17 protein-coding genes are annotated in these 19,925 nt (G+C 59.4%); 1 reads left to right on the top strand and 16 read right to left on the bottom strand.

Annotated elements, in window-relative coordinates; all coding sequences use genetic code 11:
- Positions 1-205: 205 nt before the first annotated feature.
- The 8 genes from rpoS to HF257_RS08090 all read right to left on the bottom strand — a co-directional run bounded on the left by rpoS (position 206) and on the right by HF257_RS08090 (position 7,325).
- Complete coding sequence (gene rpoS / locus HF257_RS08125) at positions 206-1,210, bottom strand: RNA polymerase sigma factor RpoS (RefSeq protein WP_025855149.1); 1,005 nt, start codon at positions 1,208-1,210, stop codon at positions 206-208.
- 105 nt (positions 1,211-1,315) lie between these two features.
- On the bottom strand, positions 1,316-2,152 hold the full coding sequence (locus HF257_RS08120; RefSeq protein WP_185707364.1) for a peptidoglycan DD-metalloendopeptidase family protein: 837 nt from the start codon (positions 2,150-2,152) through the stop codon (positions 1,316-1,318).
- Between the two features lie 209 nt (positions 2,153-2,361).
- Entirely contained in the window at positions 2,362-2,997 is a 636-nt protein-coding gene (locus tag HF257_RS08115; RefSeq protein ID WP_177325361.1) for a protein-L-isoaspartate(D-aspartate) O-methyltransferase, read from the bottom strand.
- A 41-nt stretch (positions 2,998-3,038) separates the two neighbouring features.
- Complete coding sequence (gene surE, locus HF257_RS08110; RefSeq protein ID WP_185707366.1) at positions 3,039-3,788, bottom strand: 5'/3'-nucleotidase SurE; 750 nt, start codon at positions 3,786-3,788, stop codon at positions 3,039-3,041.
- The gene (truD, locus tag HF257_RS08105) at positions 3,776-4,834 is read right to left on the bottom strand and encodes a tRNA pseudouridine(13) synthase TruD (RefSeq protein WP_185707368.1); all 1,059 of its coding nucleotides are present in this window, start codon (positions 4,832-4,834) and stop codon (positions 3,776-3,778) included. The genes surE and truD overlap by 13 nt, the downstream gene beginning before the upstream one ends.
- A complete protein-coding gene (gene ispF, locus HF257_RS08100) occupies positions 4,831-5,304 on the bottom strand; it encodes a 2-C-methyl-D-erythritol 2,4-cyclodiphosphate synthase (protein WP_025855145.1) in 474 nt (157 codons plus the stop codon). The genes truD and ispF overlap by 4 nt, the downstream gene beginning before the upstream one ends.
- 54 nt (positions 5,305-5,358) lie before the next feature.
- Positions 5,359-6,204 carry an S-formylglutathione hydrolase gene (gene fghA / locus HF257_RS08095; RefSeq protein ID WP_185707370.1) on the bottom strand — a complete coding sequence of 282 codons (846 nt, stop codon included), beginning with the start codon at positions 6,202-6,204 and terminating at the stop codon, positions 5,359-5,361.
- Between the two features lie 8 nt (positions 6,205-6,212).
- Positions 6,213-7,325, bottom strand: a complete 1,113-nt coding sequence (locus HF257_RS08090; protein ID WP_110623477.1) for an S-(hydroxymethyl)glutathione dehydrogenase/class III alcohol dehydrogenase — start codon at positions 7,323-7,325, stop codon at positions 6,213-6,215.
- A gap of 109 nt (positions 7,326-7,434) precedes the next feature.
- Between HF257_RS08090 and HF257_RS08085 the strand changes: the two genes are divergently transcribed.
- Positions 7,435-8,331, top strand: coding sequence for a LysR substrate-binding domain-containing protein (locus HF257_RS08085; protein ID WP_185707372.1), 897 nt, complete (start codon positions 7,435-7,437; stop codon positions 8,329-8,331).
- 129 nt (positions 8,332-8,460) lie between these two features.
- Here the strand turns inward: HF257_RS08085 and ispD are convergent, their stop codons facing one another.
- From ispD to dnaE, 8 genes are all read right to left on the bottom strand, one after another.
- A complete protein-coding gene (gene ispD, locus HF257_RS08080) occupies positions 8,461-9,168 on the bottom strand; it encodes a 2-C-methyl-D-erythritol 4-phosphate cytidylyltransferase (protein ID WP_185707374.1) in 708 nt (235 codons plus the stop codon).
- A complete protein-coding gene (gene ftsB, locus HF257_RS08075) occupies positions 9,165-9,443 on the bottom strand; it encodes a cell division protein FtsB (RefSeq protein WP_049709653.1) in 279 nt (92 codons plus the stop codon). Before ftsB ends, ispD begins: the two co-directional genes overlap by 4 nt.
- Before the next feature lie 171 nt (positions 9,444-9,614).
- The gene (eno, locus tag HF257_RS08070) at positions 9,615-10,904 is read right to left on the bottom strand and encodes a phosphopyruvate hydratase (protein ID WP_105696254.1); all 1,290 of its coding nucleotides are present in this window, start codon (positions 10,902-10,904) and stop codon (positions 9,615-9,617) included.
- A 157-nt stretch (positions 10,905-11,061) separates the two neighbouring features.
- Entirely contained in the window at positions 11,062-11,907 is an 846-nt protein-coding gene (gene kdsA, locus HF257_RS08065) for a 3-deoxy-8-phosphooctulonate synthase (RefSeq protein WP_010212442.1), read from the bottom strand.
- Positions 11,908-11,912: 5 nt separating this feature from the next.
- Positions 11,913-13,544, bottom strand: a complete 1,632-nt coding sequence (locus HF257_RS08060) for a CTP synthase (RefSeq protein WP_185707376.1) — start codon at positions 13,542-13,544, stop codon at positions 11,913-11,915.
- 273 nt (positions 13,545-13,817) lie between these two features.
- On the bottom strand, positions 13,818-15,128 hold the full coding sequence (gene tilS, locus HF257_RS08055) for a tRNA lysidine(34) synthetase TilS (protein WP_185707378.1): 1,311 nt from the start codon (positions 15,126-15,128) through the stop codon (positions 13,818-13,820).
- 175 nt (positions 15,129-15,303) lie between these two features.
- Positions 15,304-16,251: an acetyl-CoA carboxylase carboxyltransferase subunit alpha gene (locus HF257_RS08050; RefSeq protein ID WP_003172288.1), complete on the bottom strand. Its 948-nt coding sequence runs from the start codon at positions 16,249-16,251 to the stop codon at positions 15,304-15,306.
- 150 nt (positions 16,252-16,401) lie between these two features.
- Entirely contained in the window at positions 16,402-19,923 is a 3,522-nt protein-coding gene (dnaE, locus tag HF257_RS08045; RefSeq protein ID WP_185707380.1) for a DNA polymerase III subunit alpha, read from the bottom strand.
- Between the last annotated feature and the right edge of the window lie 2 nt (positions 19,924-19,925).

Here is a 19,925-nt window from a genome sequence, read left to right as displayed (position 1 = left end):
AGTCGAAAAGACCCCGCCCTTAAAAGCGGGGTTTTTTTATGCCTATCGTTCGGGAATGCCTCTTGTGACGCTTTGCGTCATGCCTTGGGACGCAGAGCGTCCGAGGCTGCATTCCCACGCAAAGCGTAGGAACGATCAGCGCACAGCAAAACGCCCGGTGCATTCCCATGCACCGGGCGTTTTGTCATAGCGATCGAATCAATCGTTATTGAAACAACGACTCACTCGACAAGCCATTCTTCTCCAGGATCTCACGCAAGCGCTTGAGCCCTTCTACCTGGATCTGCCGCACCCGCTCACGGGTCAGGCCGATCTCCAGACCTACGTCCTCCAGGGTACTGCTCTCATGACCACGCAGACCGAAGCGGCGAATCACCACCTCGCGCTGCTTGTCCGTGAGCTCAGACAGCCACTGGTCAATGCTTTGGGAAAGATCATCGTCCTGCAGCAGCTCACAGGGATCTGTAGGGCGATCATCCGTCAGGGTGTCCAGCAGGGTTTTATCCGAATCCGGACCCAGCGAGACGTCGACCGAAGACACCCGCTCGTTCAGGCCAAGCATGCGCTTGACCTCCCCTACCGGTTTTTCCAGCAGGTTGGCGATTTCTTCGGGCGAAGGTTCATGATCGAGTTTTTGAGTAAGCTCACGCGCCGCCCGCAGGTAGACGTTGAGCTCCTTGACCACATGGATCGGCAAACGAATCGTACGGGTCTGATTCATGATCGCCCGTTCGATGGTCTGGCGAATCCACCAGGTGGCATAGGTTGAAAAGCGGAAGCCCCGCTCAGGGTCGAACTTCTCCACCGCCCGGATCAAGCCCAGGTTGCCCTCCTCGATCAGGTCGAGCAGCGACAGCCCACGATTGACGTAGCGTCGGGCGATTTTCACCACCAGGCGCAGGTTGCTTTCAATCATGCGCTTACGCCCAGCCGGATCGCCCTTCTGCGACAAACGCGCAAAATGGACTTCTTCTTCGGGAGTAAGCAGAGGGGAAAAGCCGATTTCATTGAGGTACAGCTGGGTCGCGTCGAGCGCCCGTGTGTAGTCAATGTACTTGTGTTGCTTTAACGCGGTGGAGTTCTTGGACTTGGTGCGAACTGAAGGTACAGCAGGTCCCTCATTCGACATCGATTCCGTAGCAATGCCGGTCTCCATAAGGAGAACCTCATCGTCGATGTCAAACTCCGGCGCTTCTTTACTGAGAGCCATTGTTATAGTCCTTTGGTGAGTTCGACCTCAAGCTCTAGCGACGCCTTTATCCTTGGCAACGCTTGAGCCTGTTCCTTCTACGTGAGGGAACAGGCTGGCAACATATCAACGACGGGGTAGGAATTGCAGCGGATCTACAGGCTTCCCTTGACGGCGAATCTCAAAGTGCAGTTTCACCCGGTCTGTACCAGTTGACCCCATTTCGGCAATTGTCTGTCCGACTTTGACCTGCTGCCCCTCCCGAACCAACAGCCTACGGTTGTGGCCGTAAGCACTGACGTAGGTATCGCTGTGTTTGATGATGACCAGCTCGCCGTAGCCCCGTAAACCACTCCCGGCGTACACCACTGTCCCATCAGACGCAGCTAAAACAGGCTGTCCCAAATCTCCGGCGATATCAATGCCTTTATTCAAACTACCGTTTGAAGAGAATTTTCCAATCAGTACACCGTTCGAAGGCCATCCCCAGCCCGTCGGAGCAGGCCCTGCAGGGGGCAAAGGCGCCGGCGCGGGCTTGCTCGCAATCGTTGGCGAGGCAGTGCCTGCTGGCCTTGTGATGATGGTGGTTTTGCTCGAAGACGACGGTGAAGAAGCGGTGTTTGTCACCACCGTGGTAGGCGTTGAACCGGTGCGGCCGTCAAAGCGAATCGTCTGACCCGGATGTATCGTGTATGGCACAGGAATATTGTTACGAGCTGCAAGCGCCTTGTAATCCCAACCATAACGGAAGGCGATCGAGAACATCGTATCGCCCTTGCGTACCACATATTGTCCGGTGGTCACTGTCGGCTTTTGCGGCACGGCATTATTGCGATCAACCACCCGCGCACCGTTGTTTGACGTGCTCGAGCACGCGGCCAACAGGGAACTCAAGACAAGGCCAAGCACCAGTCGCTGAAAGCTTGTTTTACTCATACGCTGCGCAAGACCTGTGAGACTCACCCGCCGCTCCCTTTGTGGTGGCTGAACATGAATGCCTGTATCAGGCTTGAAATATGACGCAAGTATAACTGGGCATTGGAGTTTTACCGGCACACGACTGAAACGAAAAATTCATCGTGATTAAACCAGCGCACTCATCATGTTGACTCTATAAACCCCGCTGTAAGACACATCCCCGCCAACAGAATTCACTGCAGACGAACAAATGATCAGGCCAGCGGGCCATTGAGCAACGGTACGAAGCGCACGGCGCCAAGTACATGCCGTGAAAAACCTTCGTCCTCACGAATAATGAGCATCAATTGTTGCACTTCGCCGGAGCCCACCGGGATGACCAACCGCCCGCCAGGCGCCAGTTGATCGAGCAACGCTTGCGGTACATCGGTGGCCACTGCGGTAACGATGATGCCGTTATAAGGTGCCAGCGCTGGCCAACCCTCCCAGCCATCGCCCCAACGGAACACCACATTGCGCAGGTTCAACTCCGCCAGGCGCTCCTTGGCTCGGTCCTGCAGGACCTTGATGCGCTCCACCGAAAACACCCGCTCCACCAGTTGCGACAACACCGCTGTCTGGTAGCCAGAGCCCGTGCCGATCTCCAGCACCTTGTCCAACGGGCCCGCCGCCAACAGCAGCTCGCTCATGCGCGCCACCATGTAAGGCTGGGAAATAGTCTGGTTGTGGCCAATGGGCAGCGCCGTATCTTCATACGCACGGTGGGCCAAGGCTTCATCGACAAACAGGTGCCGAGGCGTGCGTCGGATCACTTCCAGCACCTGGGCGTTGGACAGCCCCTCTTCGTACAAGCGCTGGATCAGACGCTCGCGGGTGCGCTGGGAGGTCATCCCGATACCCCGGCGCAGCAGGTCGTCTTGTTCGCGAGCCATCAGTTCAAAGCCTCCAGCCAGCCATCGAGACTACTGAAGGCATCACTGAAGGTGCGATCAAGTTGCAGCGGGGTAATCGAAACATAACCTTGCATCACCGCATGAAAGTCCGTGCCTGGGCCGCCGTCTTCGGCATCGCCCGCTGCGGCGATCCAATAGCCTTCCTTGCCACGCGGGTCGACCACCTTCAACGGAGCCGCAGCACGAGCACGATGGCCCAGGCGGGTCAGTTGGATACCGCGAATATGGTCGAGAGGCAGGTTGGGAATATTGACGTTGAGTACCGTGCGCGGCGGCAGGTCCAGGGAGCCATGGGCCTCCACCAGCTTGCGCGCGAAGTAGGCGGCAGTGGGCAGGTTGTCCAATTGGCGCGAAGCCAATGAAAAGGCGAACGAAGTACGCCCGAGGAAGCGCCCTTCGAGAGCCGCCGCGACGGTGCCGGAATACAGCACATCATCCCCAAGGTTTGCACCCAGGTTGATGCCCGAGACTACCAAGTCCGGCTCCTGATCCAACAAACTGTTGATTGCCAGGTGCACGCAGTCGGTGGGGGTACCGTTCACGCTGATAAAGCCATTGGCCAGAACCTGCGGGTGCAGGGGACGGTCGAGCGTCAGCGAACTGCTGGCGCCGCTCTTGTCCTGGTCGGGGGCAACCACCACGCACTCGGCGTAATTCTGCAGCGCGGCATAGAGCGCGGCAAGACCGGGTGCGGTGGCACCGTCATCGTTTGATATCAGAATACGCATGGGCTGTCCGTCTGCCCCACCGGCACCAGATCAACAAGCTCGCGCACCAAGACAGTGGCGAAGCATCCGGCCGGCAGGACGAATTCCAATTGCAGAATGTCAGGACCGGGATAATGCCACGTCAACCCGCCAATGGGCAGTCGCAGAATGCGACGTTCCTGGCTCATGCCGGCATTCACCAGCCAATCGCGCAGGTCGGCTTCACCGGCAGCAACCGCTTGTTCCAACTCATGGGTTGCACCTGTGGCCGGCGAGTCACCCTCGCCCCACTGTGGCCCGGTCGGATGCAGGTCCAGGATCGCCAGCCGCGGGTCGCTGCATTCAGCCTCCCCCGCCGGAAAAAAACTGCGACTGTCGGTAAACGCCAGCAGGTCGCCGACCTGGGCGCGCTGCCAGGAACCATCGGCAACACGCGCCGCCAGCACCTTGTTAAACAGGAAGCTACGCGCGGTGGACAACAGCCGCGAACGCACATTGCGCTGCTCCGGCAAGGCCTTGCGCGCAGCCCACTCACGGGCATCAACGACATTGCCACCATTGTGGCCAAACCGCTGGGCACCGAAGTAATTGGGAATGCCGTGTTGTGCAATCAGTTGCAACCGCGCGTCGATGGCGGCGGTATCACCGGTGAACTGAGTCAGGCGCAAGGTGAAACCGTTGGCCGAATGCGCACCGCGTTGCAGCTTGCGCTTGTGACGGGCAGTCTTGAGGATCTTGAGGGTGTCGTTTTCCGCCGCACTCATGTCTGGGTCGGCCTTGCCCGGCAGTTGCACGCTGAACCACTGGCGGGTCAACGCCTGGCGATCCTTCAGCCCGGCATAGCTGACGGTACGCAACGGCACACCAGCGGCCTTGGCGATACGCCGTGCGGCTTCCTCGGTGTTCAGGCCACGCTTTTCCACCCACAACCACAGGTGCTCACCCTCGCCGGTCAGCGGGATATCGAGCACTTCATCGACCTGGAAATCTTCAGCCGTGGCTTTCAGTACCGCGCTGCCCAAGGCTTCGCCGTAGGCCCGAGGGCCTAGCAATTGCAAGTCATTCATGCGCGCAGCAACAAGGCAACGGAGTGCACCGCGATGCCCTCTTCACGGCCGGTAAACCCAAGCTTTTCAGTGGTAGTGGCTTTCACGTTCACTTGATCCAACTCAATGTGCAGATCCGCAGCAATCAACGCGCGCATCGATTCGATGTGGGGCGCCATTTTCGGCGCCTGGGCCACGATGGTGTTATCAACATTGCCGACCTTCCAGCCCTTGGCATGGATCAAGCCGACCACATGGCGCAGCAGTACACGGCTGTCCGCCCCCTTGAAGGTCGGATCGGTGTCTGGAAAGTGCTTGCCGATATCACCCAACGCCGCCGCGCCGAGCAAGGCATCGCTCAAGGCATGCAACACTACGTCGCCGTCGGAATGAGCCAGCAACCCATGGTGGTGCGCAATGCGCACGCCGCCCAAGGTGATGAAATCGCCTTCAGCGAAACGGTGCACATCGTAGCCATGGCCAATACGCATAAAAAAACGCCCCGATTTAATTCAGGGCGTGATTCTACCTACTTTTGCCTCACATTAACCGAGCAAAGCACGCCCGTGATGACGCAAATGGTCTTCGATGAAGCTGGCGATGAAGAAGTAGCTGTGGTCATAACCGGGTTGCAGGCGCAGTTCCAATGGATGGCCGGCCGCCTTCGCAGCTTGTTGCAAGGCCTCAGGCTTGAGTTGCACGGCAAGGAAATCATCGCGATCGCCCTGGTCTACCAGCAATGGCAGCTTTTCCGAGGCCTCGCTGATCAGCACGCAGGCGTCCCATTCGCGCCATCTGGAGCGCTCTTCCCCCAGGTAACGGGAGAAGGCTTTCTGGCCCCAAGGGCAATCCATTGGGTTGTTGATCGGCGAAAACGCCGACACCGACAGGTAGCGCCCAGGGTTGCGCAAGGCACACACCAATGCGCCATGGCCGCCCATGGAATGGCCACTGATGCCGCGCTTGTCCGAAGCCGGGAAATGCGCTTCAACCAACGCCGGCAATTCCTGCACCACGTAGTCATGCATCCGATAATGCTTGGCCCAGGGCTCCTGGGTGGCATTGAGATAGAAGCCCGCGCCCAGGCCAAAATCCCAAGCGTTGTCCGGGTCGCCCGGCACGCCGGGACCGCGTGGACTGGTGTCCGGCGCGACGATAATCAGCCCCAGTTCGGCGGCCATGCGCTGGGCACCGGCCTTTTGCATGAAGTTTTCGTCGGTGCAGGTCAGTCCGGACAGCCAGTACAACACCGGCAACTTGCCGCCCTGCTCCGCTTGCGGCGGCAGGTAGACGGCGAAGGTCATGTCGCAACCGAGCACATCGGAATGATGCTTGTAGCGTTTATGCCAGCCGCCGAAGCTCTTCTGGCACGACAGGTTTTCCAGACTCATGGCCGACCTCAGAAGTGGATGACGGTACGAATGCTCTTGCCTTCATGCATCAGGTCAAATGCTTTGTTGATGTCTTCCAGGCCCATGGTATGGGTGATGAAGGTGTCCAGCGGGATTTCGCCGGTCTGGGCCATTTCCACGTAGCTTGGCAATTCGCTGCGACCGCGCACGCCACCGAAGGCCGAACCGCGCCAGACGCGACCGGTCACCAACTGGAAGGGGCGTGTGGAAATTTCCTGGCCAGCGCCAGCCACGCCGATGATTACCGACTCACCCCAACCTTTGTGGCAGCACTCAAGGGCAGCACGCATCAGTTGTACGTTGCCGATACATTCGAAGGAAAAGTCCACGCCACCGTCAGTCAAATCGACAATCACATCTTGAATTGGGCGGTCGTAGTCTTTCGGGTTGATGCAGTCGGTCGCGCCCAGTTGCTTGGCGATTTCGAACTTGGCCGGGTTGATGTCGATGGCGATGATGCGACCCGCCTTGGCCTTTACCGCGCCAATCACCGCCGACAGGCCGATACCGCCCAGGCCGAAGATGGCCACGGTGTCACCTGGCTTGACCTTGGCGGTGTTGATTACCGCACCGATACCGGTGGTGACGCCACAGCCCAACAGGCAGACCTTTTCCAGCGGCGCTTCTTTGGGAATCTTGGCCACGGAAATTTCCGGCAGCACGGTGTACTCGGAGAAAGTCGAGGTGCCCATGTAGTGGAAAATCGGCTGGCCTTTGTAGGAAAAACGCGTGGTGCCGTCCGGCATCAGGCCTTTGCCCTGGGTGGAGCGAATGGCCTGGCACAGATTGGTCTTGCCCGACAGGCAGAATTTGCACTTGCCACATTCCGGGGTGTACAGCGGGATCACGTGGTCGCCAACAGCCACCGATGTCACGCCCTCGCCGATGGCTTCAACCACCGCACCGCCTTCATGGCCAAGGATCGACGGGAAGATACCTTCCGGATCGGCGCCCGACAGCGTGTAGGCGTCGGTATGGCACACGCCGGATGCGACCACGCGCAACAGCACTTCGCCAGCCTTCGGCATAGCGACATCCACTTCAACGATTTCGAGGGGCTTTTTGGCTTCGAAGGCTACGGCGGCGCGGGACTTGATCATCCGGGTTTCTCCAAGGGGTTAAAAACTGAGGAGGTGAGTGTAAATCACGGCCCATTGATTAATAATCCAGACAAAAGCAAAACTTTATTGCTGTACAGGGATAATTACCATGCTGGAAAACCGCTGGGAAGGCATCGATGAGTTCGTCGCGGTGGCAGAATGCAGCCAATTCACGGCGGCGGCGGAGCGCCTGGGGGGGTCGTCATCCCATATCAGCCGGCAAGTAGCACGCCTGGAAGAGCGCCTGCAGACGCGGTTGCTGTACCGCAGCACGCGCAAAGTCACGCTGACCGAGGCCGGGCAAACCTTTTTGCAACACTGCCAGCGTTTGCAGGACGGTCGAGAAGAAGCCTTGCGCGCCGTCGGTGATCTCACCAGCGAGCCCAAGGGCATGTTGCGCATGACCTGCGCCGTGGCCTACGGCGAGCGGTTTATCGTGCCCTTGGTGACACGCTTCATGGGGTTGTACCCGCAGCTGCGGGTGGATATCGAACTGAGCAACCGGCAACTGGACCTGGTACACGAAGGTCTCGACCTGGCGATTCGCCTTGGACGCCTACAGGATTCGCGCATGGTCGCCAGCCGCCTGGCGCCCCGGCGCATGTACCTGTGCGCCTCGCCGTCATACCTGGCGCGATATGGCCGGCCCCATAGCCTGTCGGAATTGAGCCGGCATAACTGTCTGATCGGGGGCTCTGACATTTGGCAATTGGCCCAGGAAGGGCGCGAATTTTCCCAGCGGGTACAGGGAAACTGGCGCTGCAACAGTGGGCAGGCAGTGCTGGATGCAGCGTTGCAGGGGGTGGGCTTGTGCCAGTTGCCGGACTATTACGTGCTGGAGCATCTGCACAGTGGCGCGCTGGTGTCGTTGCTGGAGGCGCATCAGCCGCCGAATACGGCGGTGTGGGCGCTGTATCCGCAGCAGCGGCATTTGTCGCCGAAGGTGAGGAAGTTGGTGGATTTCTTGAAGGAAGGGTTGGCTGGGAGGCCGGAGTACCGCGGATGATTATGGGGGCTTGTACTGGCCTCTTCGCGAGCAAGCCCGCTCCCACATTTGACCGCGTGCATCCTGAAGAAACGCGGTCAAAATGTGGGAGCGGGCTTGCTCGCGAAGGCGTCGCCGCGTTCTAGCTGACTACCTACGGTTAGCCCACCGCAACCGCAACCACTCCAAATCCTCCGGCCGGGTCACCTTGATATTGTCCGAACGCCCTTCGATCAAGCGCGGCGCCTGGCCAGACCACTCCATAGCCGAGGCCTCATCGGTAATCACCGCATCTGCCACCAGGCTATCGGCCAACGCGCGGTGCAACGCGCCCAGACGGAACATCTGCGGCGTATAAGCTTGCCAGATCAAACTGCGATCAACGGTTTCCACCACCCGCCCGCGCTTATCGACGCGCTTGAGGGTGTCGCGAGCCGGCACGGCAAGCAAGCCACCCACCGGATCGTCCGCCAGCTCCATCAACAATTTGTCGAGATCGTCACGGCTCAAGTTCGGCCGCGCCGCATCGTGCACCAATACCCAGTCATCATCACTGGCGCCCAGAGCATTGAGTTGCAGCAGCGCATTGAGCACCGAGCCCGAACGCTCCGAGCCACCGTCCGCACGCTGAATACGTGGGTCGGCAGCGCAGGCCAGAGCGGGCCAGTAAGGATCATCAGAAGCAAGACTGACCACCAAGCCCTTAAGGGAAGGATGGTCGAGAAAACAGCCGAGGCTGTGTTCCAGAATTGTGCGCCCGCCCAGTTGCAGGTACTGCTTGGGGCGGTCCGCAGCCATACGGGCACCGACGCCCGCGGCAGGAATCACGGCCCAGAAGGCCGGCAAATCGTGACTCATTGGGCCAACTGGTAGAGGGTTTCGCCCTCCTTGACCATGCCCAACTCATGGCGAGCCCGCTCTTCGACGGTCTCCGTGCCTTTTTTCAGCTCAAGCACCTCGGCATCGAGGACGCGGTTGCGCTCCAGCAGAACTTCATTTTCGGCGTGCTGTGCAGCAATTTGCTCGGTCAGGTCTTTTACCTGCGCAAAGCTGCCATTCCCCACCCATAGGCGGTACTGCAGGCCAGCCAGCAACAAGAGCAAGACGAGGAACAACCAATTGGGACTGCGCATCGAATATCAGGTATCCAGTGAAAAAAGACAGCCATGCAAAACTTTTGAAGCAACTGATAGCACGAAGCCTGGAAAAACCAGGCTTGTGCTTGTTAGCCATCAGATTAGCGTCGAAATTGACTCTGTCGTGAGTTTTCCGACGCAATCCGCCGACTTTTTACCATTTGCCGATCAGCCGCGAAACTCACCACGACCGTTGTACTTGGCCTTGCCCGCCAGTTGCTCTTCGATACGCAGCAATTGGTTGTACTTGGAAACGCGGTCGGAACGGCACAGGGAACCGGTCTTGATCTGGCCCGCCGACGTGCCCACAGCCAGGTCGGCAATGGTCGAATCTTCGGTTTCGCCGGAGCGGTGGGAGATCACGGCGGTGTAGCCCGCAGCCTTGGCCATCTGGATAGCTTCCAGGGTTTCGGTCAGGGTGCCGATCTGGTTGAACTTGATCAGGATCGAGTTGGCGATCGACTTGTCGATGCCTTCTTTCAGGATCTTGGTGTTGGTCACGAACAGGTCGTCGCCCACCAGTTGGATCTTCTCGCCGATTTTGTCGGTGAGGATTTTCCAGCCGTCCCAATCGGATTCGTCCAGGCCGTCTTCGATCGAGATGATCGGGTAGCGCTGGGTCAAACCTTTCAGGTATTCCGCGAAACCTTCGGAGTTGAACACCTGGCCTTCGCCGGACAGGTTGTATTTACCGTCCTCGTAGAACTCGCTGGCCGCGCAGTCCAGGGCCAGGGTCACGTCGGTGCCCAGCTTGTAGCCAGCGTTGGCCACAGCTTCGGAGATCACTTTCAGTGCATCTTCGTTGGACGCCAGGTTCGGTGCGAAACCACCTTCGTCACCGACAGCAGTGCTCAGGCCACGGGCCTTCAGCACAGCTTTCAGGTGATGGAAAATCTCGGTGCCCATGCGCAGGCCTTCGGAGAAGGACTTGGCGCCAACCGGCTGAACCATGAATTCCTGGATATCAACGTTGTTATCGGCGTGCTCGCCACCGTTGATGATGTTCATCATCGGAACCGGCATCGAGTAAACACCCGGTGTACCGTTCAGGTTGGCGATGTGGGCGTACAGCGGCAAGTCCTGGTCCTGTGCAGCAGCCTTGGCAGCGGCCAGGGATACGGCGAGGATGGCGTTGGCGCCCAGGCTGCCTTTGTTTTCGGTGCCGTCGAGCTTGATCATCGCCAGGTCGAGGGCTTTCTGGTCAACAGGGTCTTTGCCCAGCAGCAGGTCGCGGATCGGGCCGTTGATGTTGGCTACAGCCTTGAGCACGCCTTTGCCCAGGTAACGGCTCTTGTCGCCATCACGCAGTTCCAGCGCTTCGCGCGAACCGGTAGACGCACCGGACGGCGCGCAGGCGCTGCCGATGATGCCGTTATCGAGAAGCACGTCGGCTTCGACGGTGGGGTTGCCACGGGAGTCGAGAACTTCACGACCTTTGATGTCGACGATTTTTGCCATTGTTGTAAACACTCCAAAGTTGACGAAAACGACGCAGCTGAAGGAAAACTTTTGACCGACCGCAAGGGTGGAACAACGGGGCAGGCTTGCAGGCGACAAGGCTCAGGCCCGGGGGCCTGAGCATTTAGCGTGGGATACTTTACCGGAGAAACGTTGCTTACGCGGTCTCTACCGTCGGAAAACTCTTGACCAGTTCGTCCAATTGCTTGAGCTGGGCCAGGAACGGCTCCAGCTTGTCCAGGCGCAGGGCGCATGGGCCGTCGCATTTGGCGTTGTCCGGGTCCGGGTGGGCTTCCAGGAACAGGCCCGCCAGGGACTGGCTGATGCCCGCCTTGGCCAGGTCCAGTACCTGGGCACGACGCCCGCCAGCGGAATCGGCGCGACCACCGGGCATTTGCAGCGCGTGGGTCACGTCGAAGAACACCGGGTATTCGAACTGCTTCATGATGCCGAAACCGAGCATGTCCACCACGAGGTTGTTGTAGCCGAAGCTCGAACCACGCTCGCAGAGGATCAACTGGTCGTTACCCGCTTCCACGCACTTGTTCAGGATGTGTTTCATCTCCTGGGGCGCGAGGAACTGGGCTTTCTTGATATTGATCACCGCGCCGGTCTTGGCCATCGCGACGACCAGGTCGGTCTGGCGCGACAGGAAGGCCGGCAACTGGATGATGTCGCACACCTCGGCGACCACGGCAGCCTGCTCAGGCTCGTGGACGTCGGTGATGATCGGCACGCCGAAGGCTTGCTTGATGTCCTGGAAGATCCGCATGCCTTCTTCAAGGCCCGGGCCGCGATAGGAGGTCACGGACGAACGGTTGGCCTTGTCGAAGCTGGCCTTGAACACGTAGGGGATACCGAGTTTCTCGGTGACCTTTACGTATTCTTCACAGACCTGCATCGCCATGTCGCGGCTTTCCAGCACGTTCATGCCGCCGAACAGCACCATGGGCTTGTCGTTGGCAATCTCGATGTCGCCGACGCGAATGATCTTCTGGGCCATCAGGGTTACGCCTTCTTCTGGTGTTGCGTCAGTGCTGCCTTGACGAAACCGCTGAACAACGGGTGACCGTCGCGCGGCGTCGAGGTGAACTCCGGGTGGAACTGGCAAGCGACGAACCATGGATGATCCGGAGCTTCGACCACTTCAACCAGCGCGCCATCACCGGAGCGACCGGAGATTTTCAGGCCAGCCTCTTTGATTTGCGGCAGCAGGTTGTTGTTCACTTCGTAGCGGTGACGGTGACGCTCGACGATCACGTCCTTGCCGTAGCAGTCGTGAACCAGCGAGCCCGGCTCCAGCAGGCAGTCTTGCGCGCCAAGGCGCATGGTGCCGCCCAGGTCGGAAGCTTCGGTACGGGTCTCGACGGCGCCGGTGGCATCTTCCCACTCGGTGATCAGGCCCACGACCGGATGGCCGCTCTTGCTGTCGAACTCGGTGGAGTTGGCGTCTTTCCAACCCAACACGTTACGGGCGAACTCGATAACGGCCACTTGCATGCCCAGGCAGATACCCAGGTAAGGCACCTTGTTCTCACGAGCGTACTGCACGGCAGTGATCTTGCCTTCCACGCCACGCAGGCCGAATCCGCCAGGCACGAGGATTGCGTCCACACCTTCGAGCAAGGCAGTGCCTTGGTTCTCGATGTCTTCAGAGTCGATGTAGCGCAGGTTGACCTTGGTACGGTTGCTGATACCGGCGTGGCTCATCGCTTCGATCAGCGACTTGTACGCGTCCAGCAATTCCATGTACTTGCCGACCATGGCGATGGTGACTTCATGCTCAGGGTTGAGCTTGGCGTCAACTACCGCGTCCCACTCGGACAGGTCCGCACCACCGCATTGCAGGCCGAAACGCTCAACCACAAAATCGTCCAGGCCTTGCGAATGCAGGATGCCCGGGATCTTGTAGATGGTGTCGGCGTCTTCCAGCGCGATCACCGCACGCTCTTCAACGTTGGTGAATTGCGCGATCTTGCGACGCGAGGAAATGTCGATCGGGTGATCGGAGCGGCACACCAGCACGTCCGGCTGCAGGCCGATGGAACGCAGTTCCTTGACCGAGTGCTGGGTTGGCTTGGTTTTGGTTTCGCCGGCGGTCGCGATGTACGGCACCAAGGTCAGGTGCATCAGCATCGCGCGCTTGGCGCCGACTTCGAAGCGCAGCTGGCGGATGGCTTCGAGGAACGGTTGGGACTCGATGTCACCCACGGTGCCACCGATCTCGACCATTGCCACGTCGGCATCGCCTGCACCCTTGATGATGCGGCGCTTGATTTCGTCGGTGATGTGCGGGATCACCTGGATGGTTGCACCCAGGTAGTCACCACGACGCTCCTTGCGCAGCACGTGCTCGTAGACACGGCCGGTGGTGAAGTTGTTGTTCTGGGTCATGGTCGTGCGGATGAACCGCTCGTAGTGGCCCAGGTCCAGGTCGGTTTCGGCGCCGTCGTGGGTGACGAACACTTCACCGTGCTGGAACGGGCTCATGGTGCCCGGGTCAACGTTGATGTACGGGTCCAGCTTGAGCATGGTGACCTTAAGTCCCCGCGCCTCCAGGATGGCCGCCAATGAAGCCGATGCGATGCCTTTCCCCAATGAAGAAACAACACCGCCCGTGACGAATATGTAGCGCGTCATGAAAAACCCTAGAAGTCTGCGTTAAAGCGGTCCGAGCCGCCGGGGAAAGCGAAGGAAGGCCGAAGCCCCCGATCACCTGCATTAATCACAGTGCACCTTTCAAAAAAACCGCCGCGTGGTGACAGACCAGCAATGAAACACCGGTACGTTGATCGCTACACATTTTTTGGAATCGCCCAGCAAAGACTGCTTGGTAATCGGCAACTGCTGCGATTCAGGAGAATCCACAGAAGTTGTATCAAGAAGGGAGCGTAGTCTACCGGAAAGGCTCTATCAGCTCAAACCTTGATCGCAGGTCTGTGGCATCCAATGTAATTGCCAATCACCTGTCGCGTTGGGCCATAGCCCTGCAAGGGTTGGGACAGCCAGCAACTGCTCGTCCCGATACAGCAGCGGCAATCTGCCACGTACGAACCCTGGCACCCCGCATTCATTAAGCAGACGCTTTAAGTCCCGCCGCCCTCGACCGGGCACTTCGATGATTTCACCGCCCTGACGATAGCGAACCTCGAAAGACCCTTTGGGGACCTCCCCTACGAATTCGAGCCGTCCATTGCCGGGTAACTCTAGTGGGTTTTGCAGAGTGGGCCAGCTCACCGTTGCGTCAGAAAATTCCGACCAAGCAGCGGGCACCCACCAGATGCGCTCGGCGCAACGATGCAACTCCCCGTCGGCCAGGCGCCATAACGGTTGTGCGTCGCCCTTGGCATCCCGCAAGGAATACCAACTGGCCCAGTGGTCGCTGTCGGGCAGTCGAGTGAGCGGCGTCAGCCAGTGACGCAGGGCATTACGCTGGCGGGCGTCGGAAAGCTCACGCAGTGGTGCAAGCACCAAGGACGGCAACGGTAGCCAGGGAAACCGCGAAAGTTGATCGGCACCTTGCAGATCCATCCCTGCCAGCTCATCGAGCAATGCCTGGGCTTCACTCAGGTGCTCGGCGGTGCGCGCCAGGCTTGATACGGCTTGGGGCCAGCGCTCGGTGAGCGTGGGGAGTACACGATGGCGCAGATAGTTACGGGAGAAACGCGAGTCGGCGTTGGAGGGATCTTCGATCCACTGGAGCCGATGCTCGTGAGCGTAGGCTTCCAACTCAACCCTCGAGACATCCAGCAACGGCCGCACCAGATGACCCGCCGCCAATGGGCGATACGCCGGCATTGCCGCCAGCCCGCGCACCCCGGCCCCGCGAAGCAAGCGAAACAGCAGGGTCTCCGCTTGGTCGTCACGGTGCTGGCCGGTCAGCAAGACCTCCCCTGCCCCGGTCACCTCAGCAAACGCCTGGTAACGCGCATCACGGGCGGCACGTTCAAGGCTGGCGCCTGGCTGGACGTGGACGCGCATGATGCGCAGGGGTACGCCCAGGGCATCACACACCGACTGGCAATGCGCCGGCCATGCGTCTGCTGCAGCTTGCAAGCCATGGTGAATATGAATGGCGCCGAGAGGCGGAAGGTCTTTGGCGTTGGCCAGGAGGTGCAGCAGGACAGTTGAATCAAGCCCGCCGGAGAATGCGATATGCCAAGCCGGGGCGTTGCGCCAAGGAGACAAGGCTTGCAGGAGTTTAGCGGGCAGAGTTGGCTTCATCACAGGTTACCGCTGCAAATCTGGAATACGTCGGCCCAGCATACACAAAGCAAATGTGGGAGCGGGCTTGCTCGCGAAAGCGTGTCAGTCACTGAATAAGTTGACTGGAACACCGCTTTCGCGAGCAAGCCCGCTCCCACACGAGTACTGCATTGTCTGCCAGATCAGTGCCTGATCAGAGACCGTAGCTCATCAGACGCTCATAACGGCGCGCCAACAGCGCTTCGTTATCCAGCTTCTTGAGCATCGCCAGTTGCGAGCCCAGCTCAGCGCGAATGGTCGCGGCAGCAGCAGCCGGGTCACGGTGGGCGCCGCCCAGTGGCTCGGCGATCACTTTGTCCACGATACCCAGGCCTTTGAGGCGATCGGCAGTGATGCCCATGGCTTCGGCAGCGTCCGGTGCCTTTTCGGCGGTTTTCCACAGGATCGAGGCGCAACCTTCCGGCGAAATCACCGCGTAGGTCGAGTATTGCAGCATGTTCAGTTGGTCGCAGACGCCAATGGCCAGTGCGCCGCCGGAACCACCTTCACCGATTACGGTGGCGATGATCGGGGTTTTCAGGCGAGACATGACGCGAAGGTTCCAGGCAATCGCTTCGCTCTGGTTGCGTTCTTCAGCGTCGATACCTGGGTAGGCACCCGGGGTGTCGATGAAGGTCAGTATCGGCATCTTGAAGCGTTCGGCCATTTCCATCAGGCGGCACGCCTTGCGGTAGCCTTCCGGGCGCGGCATGCCGAAGTTGCGACGGACTTTCTCGCGTACTTCACGGCCTTTCTGGTGACCGATCACCATCACTGGTTGGTCGTCCAGGCGAGCGATACCGCCCACGATAGCCGCGTCGTCGGAGAAGTGGCGGTCGCCATGCAACTCGTCGAACTCGGTGAAAATGTGCTGGATGTAGTCCAAGGTGTACGGGCGGCGCGGGTGGCGGGCCAGGCGCGCGATCTGCCAGCTGGTCAGCTTGCCGAAGATGTCTTCGGTCAGGGTGCTGCTCTTGTCCTGCAGGCGAGCGATCTCATCGCCGATATTCAGCGAATTGTCATTGCCGACCAGGCGCAGTTCTTCAATCTTGGCTTGCAGGTCAGCGATCGGCTGTTCGAAATCAAGAAAATTCGGGTTCATAAGCGTCCGTCTTGGGTCGACGGCCAAGGAGTGCCTGGCCAGCCGGTTGTCTATTCGCGCCCTACCTTAAGGGAGAGGCGCGTTTAGGTCGAGATTAAATGTTTTGTCGATATCAGGCGATTTGCTGTCACCCGGCTTTTTACAAGTGCATCAACGGTATTGGAGGAAGACGTTGTCTCGCCCGAACTGGTCACGCAAAGCTTGAATCAAGCCATCGGCGGGATCAATTCGCCAGGTCTCACCAAACTGCAGCATGGCCTTGGCGTCACTGCCGGTGTACTCCATGGTCACCGGGCACGCGCCTCGGTGGCGCTTGAGCAAGTCGCCCAACCAGCGTAGCTGATCGCCCTTGAGCGCTTCGGTTTTCACCTTCAAGCGCAGGCTTTCCGCCAGGTTGGTGCGCGCATCTTCCATGCTCATCACCCGCTTGATCCGCAAGCGCAGGCCGCCGGAGAAATCATCGTTGCTGACCTCCCCTTCCACCACCACCATGGCGTCGGTCTGCAACAACGACTGCGCCGAGTGGAATGCGTCGGCAAACAACGATGCTTCAATGCGCCCCGAACGGTCGTCGAGCGTGACAAAGCCCATCTTGTCACCCTTCTTATTTTTCATCACCCGCAGGGCGATGATCATGCCCGCCACGGTCTGGGTGTCGCGAGCCGGTTTCAGGTCAATGATGCGCTGACGGGCAAACCGGCGGATTTCGCCTTCATATTCGTCGATCGGGTGGCCGGTGAGGTACAGCCCCAAGGTGTCTTTTTCACCCTTGAGACGTTCCTTGAGCGTGAGCTCCTTGGCCTTGCGATGGTTGCCGTACACGTCCGAGTCTTCTTCGACGAATAACCCGCCAAACAAGTCGGCGTGGCCACTGTCGTGGGTGCGAGCGGTCTGCTCGGCAGCCTTGATCGCTTCTTCCATGGCAGTGAGCAACACCGCGCGGTTACGGTCGATATTGGCCTGATAGGCTTTCGGCTCATCGTGGAAATACGGGCCGAGACGGTCGAGTGCGCCGCTGCGAATCAGGCCATCGAGGGTCCGCTTGTTGATGCGCTTAAGGTCAACCCGCGCGCAGAAGTCAAACAGGTCCTTGAACGGCCCGTCCTGACGCGCTTCGACAATAGCCTCCACGGGGCTTTCGCCGACCCCCTTGATCGCGCCCAGACCATAGATGATGCGGCCTTCGTCGTTCACCGTGAACTTGAACTCCGAGGCGTTCACATCCGGCGCGTCGAGGCGCAGCTTCATGGTGCGCACTTCCTCGATCAAGGTCACGACCTTGTCGGTGTTGTGCATATCCGCCGAGAGTACCGCGGCCATGAACGGCGCCGGGTAGTGGGCTTTCAGCCAGGCGGTCTGGTACGACACCAGGCCGTAGGCGGCGGAGTGGGATTTGTTGAAGCCATAACCGGCGAATTTCTCCACCAGGTCGAAGATGTTACCGGCAAGGTCCGCGTCGATGTTGTTGGTGGCGCAACCTTCGATGAAACCGCCCCGCTGCTTGGCCATCTCCTCGGGTTTTTTCTTACCCATGGCTCGACGCAGCATGTCCGCACCGCCGAGGGTGTAACCGGCCATCACCTGGGCGATCTGCATCACCTGTTCTTGATACAGGATGATGCCGTAGGTGGGCGCCAACACCGGCTTGAGGCCGTCGTATTGATAATCGGAGTGCGGATACGCCAACTCGGCGCGGCCGTGCTTACGGTTGATGAAGTCATCCACCATGCCCGATTGCAGCGGGCCCGGGCGAAACAGGGCCACCAGTGCGATCAAGTCTTCCAGGCAGTCGGGCTTGAGCTTTTTGATCAGCTCCTTCATGCCGCGCGACTCAAGCTGGAACACCGCCGTGGTTTCGGCTTTTTGCAGCAACTGGTAAGTCGGCTTGTCATCCAGCGGGATAAACGCGATATCCAGCGGCTCTTCGTCGACCTTGGCACGTTCACGGTTGATGGTCTTGAGTGCCCAGTCGATGATCGTCAGGGTCCGCAGGCCGAGGAAGTCGAACTTCACCAGACCGGCGGCCTCCACGTCGTCCTTGTCGAACTGGGTTACCAGGCCATCGCCTGCTTCGTCGCAATAGATTGGCGAGAAGTCGGTGAGCTTGGTCGGTGCGATAACCACACCACCGGCGTGTTTACCGACGTTACGCACCACACCTTCAAGCTTGCGGGCCATGTCCCAGATTTCGGCGGCTTCTTCATCGATCTTGATGAAGTCGCGCAGGATTTCTTCCTGCTCGTAGGCCTTTTCCAGGGTCATGCCGACTTCGAACGGAATCATCTTCGACAGGCGATCCGCCAGGCCGTAGGACTTGCCCTGCACTCGGGCAACGTCGCGGATTACCGCCTTCGCGGCCATGGAACCGAAGGTGATGATCTGGCTTACCGCGTTGCGGCCGTATTTTTCGGCCACGTATTCGATCACGCGGTCGCGGCCATCCATGCAGAAGTCGACGTCGAAGTCGGGCATGGAAACCCGTTCCGGGTTCAGGAACCGTTCGAACAGCAGGTCATATTCCAGCGGATCGAGGTCGGTAATCTTCTGTACGTAAGCCACGAGTGAGCCTGCACCCGACCCCCGGCCAGGACCCACCGGCACACCGTTGCTTTTGGCCCACTGGATAAAGTCCATTACGATCAGGAAGTAACCGGGGAACCCCATCTGGATGATGATATCCAGCTCGAAATTCAGCCGATCGACGTACACCTGGCGCTTGGCATCGTAGTCTTCAGTGGTGTCCTTGGGCAGCAGAACGGTGAGGCGCTCTTCCAGGCCGTCGAACGACACCTTGCGGAAATACTCGTCGATGGTCATGCCATCGGGAATCGGGAAGTTGGGCAGGAAGTGCTTGCCCAGCTTCACTTCGATATTGCAGCGCTTGGCGATTTCGACGGAGTTTTCCAGGGCTTCGGGCAGGTCGCTGAACAACTCGGCCATTTCATCGGCGCTTTTGAGGTATTGCTCTTCGCTGTAGTTCTTCGAACGACGCGGATCATCCAGGGCCCGGCCTTCGCCGATGCACACGCGGGTCTCGTGCGCCTCGAAATCTTCTTTCTTGATGAAGCGCACATCGTTGGTCGCCACCAACGGCGCGCCCAGCTTGTCGGCCAGGGCGACGGCGGCGTGCAGGTGCTCTTCATCATTGGGGCGATTGGTGCGCTGGACTTCCAGATAGAAACGGTCGGGGAAGACCTGCATCCACTCGCTGGCGAGCACCTCCGCTTCCTGGGGGTTACCGCCCAGCAGCGCAATGCCGATCTCGCCTTCTTTGGCGGCCGACAGCATGATCAGGCCTTCGCTCGCCTCGGCAACCCATTCGCGCTCGATGATGATCGAGCCATTGCGTTGGCCGTCGATAAAGCCGCGGGAAATCAGTTCGGTCAGGTTGCGATAGCCGACGCCGTTCATCGCCAACAGGCTGATGCGGCTCAGGGGGCTGTCGGGGTCTTTGTTGGACAGCCACAAGTCGGCGCCACAGATCGGCTTGATGCCGGCCCCCATGGCGTTCTTGTAGAACTTGACCAAGGAACACATGTTGTTCTGATCGGTCACCGCTACCGCAGGCATGTTCATGCCCACCAGGGTTTTGACCAGCGGTTTGATCCGTACCAGGCCGTCGACCAGGGAGTATTCAGTGTGCAGGCGTAGATGAACGAATGAAGCCGGCATAG

The sequence above is a fragment of the Pseudomonas cremoris genome, assembly GCF_014230465.1.
This window is presented reverse-complemented; position numbering and strand designations above follow the sequence as displayed.

What these genes read in the sequence shown, in the direction of transcription:
- ftsB (WP_049709653.1), bottom strand. Translation starts at nt 9,443, where the DNA reads ATGCGCAGTCCCAATTGGTTGTTCCTCGTCTTGCTCTTGTTGCTGGCT.
- dnaE (WP_185707380.1), bottom strand. Translation starts at nt 19,923, where the DNA reads ATGCCGGCTTCATTCGTTCATCTACGCCTGCACACTGAATACTCCCTG.
- HF257_RS08115 (WP_177325361.1), bottom strand. Translation starts at nt 2,997, where the DNA reads ATGACCTCCCAGCGCACCCGCGAGCGTCTGATCCAGCGCTTGTACGAA.
- kdsA (WP_010212442.1), bottom strand. Translation starts at nt 11,907, where the DNA reads ATGGCCCAGAAGATCATTCGCGTCGGCGACATCGAGATTGCCAACGAC.
- ispF (WP_025855145.1), bottom strand. Translation starts at nt 5,304, where the DNA reads ATGCGTATTGGCCATGGCTACGATGTGCACCGTTTCGCTGAAGGCGAT.
- eno (WP_105696254.1), bottom strand. Translation starts at nt 10,904, where the DNA reads ATGGCAAAAATCGTCGACATCAAAGGTCGTGAAGTTCTCGACTCCCGT.
- fghA (WP_185707370.1), bottom strand. Translation starts at nt 6,204, where the DNA reads ATGAGTCTGGAAAACCTGTCGTGCCAGAAGAGCTTCGGCGGCTGGCAT.
- ispD (WP_185707374.1), bottom strand. Translation starts at nt 9,168, where the DNA reads ATGAGTCACGATTTGCCGGCCTTCTGGGCCGTGATTCCTGCCGCGGGC.
- tilS (WP_185707378.1), bottom strand. Translation starts at nt 15,128, where the DNA reads ATGAAGCCAACTCTGCCCGCTAAACTCCTGCAAGCCTTGTCTCCTTGG.
- HF257_RS08090 (WP_110623477.1), bottom strand. Translation starts at nt 7,325, where the DNA reads ATGATCAAGTCCCGCGCCGCCGTAGCCTTCGAAGCCAAAAAGCCCCTC.
- HF257_RS08060 (WP_185707376.1), bottom strand. Translation starts at nt 13,544, where the DNA reads ATGACGCGCTACATATTCGTCACGGGCGGTGTTGTTTCTTCATTGGGG.
- truD (WP_185707368.1), bottom strand. Translation starts at nt 4,834, where the DNA reads ATGAATGACTTGCAATTGCTAGGCCCTCGGGCCTACGGCGAAGCCTTG.
- rpoS (WP_025855149.1), bottom strand. Translation starts at nt 1,210, where the DNA reads ATGGCTCTCAGTAAAGAAGCGCCGGAGTTTGACATCGACGATGAGGTT.
- HF257_RS08085 (WP_185707372.1), top strand. Translation starts at nt 7,435, where the DNA reads ATGCTGGAAAACCGCTGGGAAGGCATCGATGAGTTCGTCGCGGTGGCA.
- surE (WP_185707366.1), bottom strand. Translation starts at nt 3,788, where the DNA reads ATGCGTATTCTGATATCAAACGATGACGGTGCCACCGCACCCGGTCTT.
- HF257_RS08050 (WP_003172288.1), bottom strand. Translation starts at nt 16,251, where the DNA reads ATGAACCCGAATTTTCTTGATTTCGAACAGCCGATCGCTGACCTGCAA.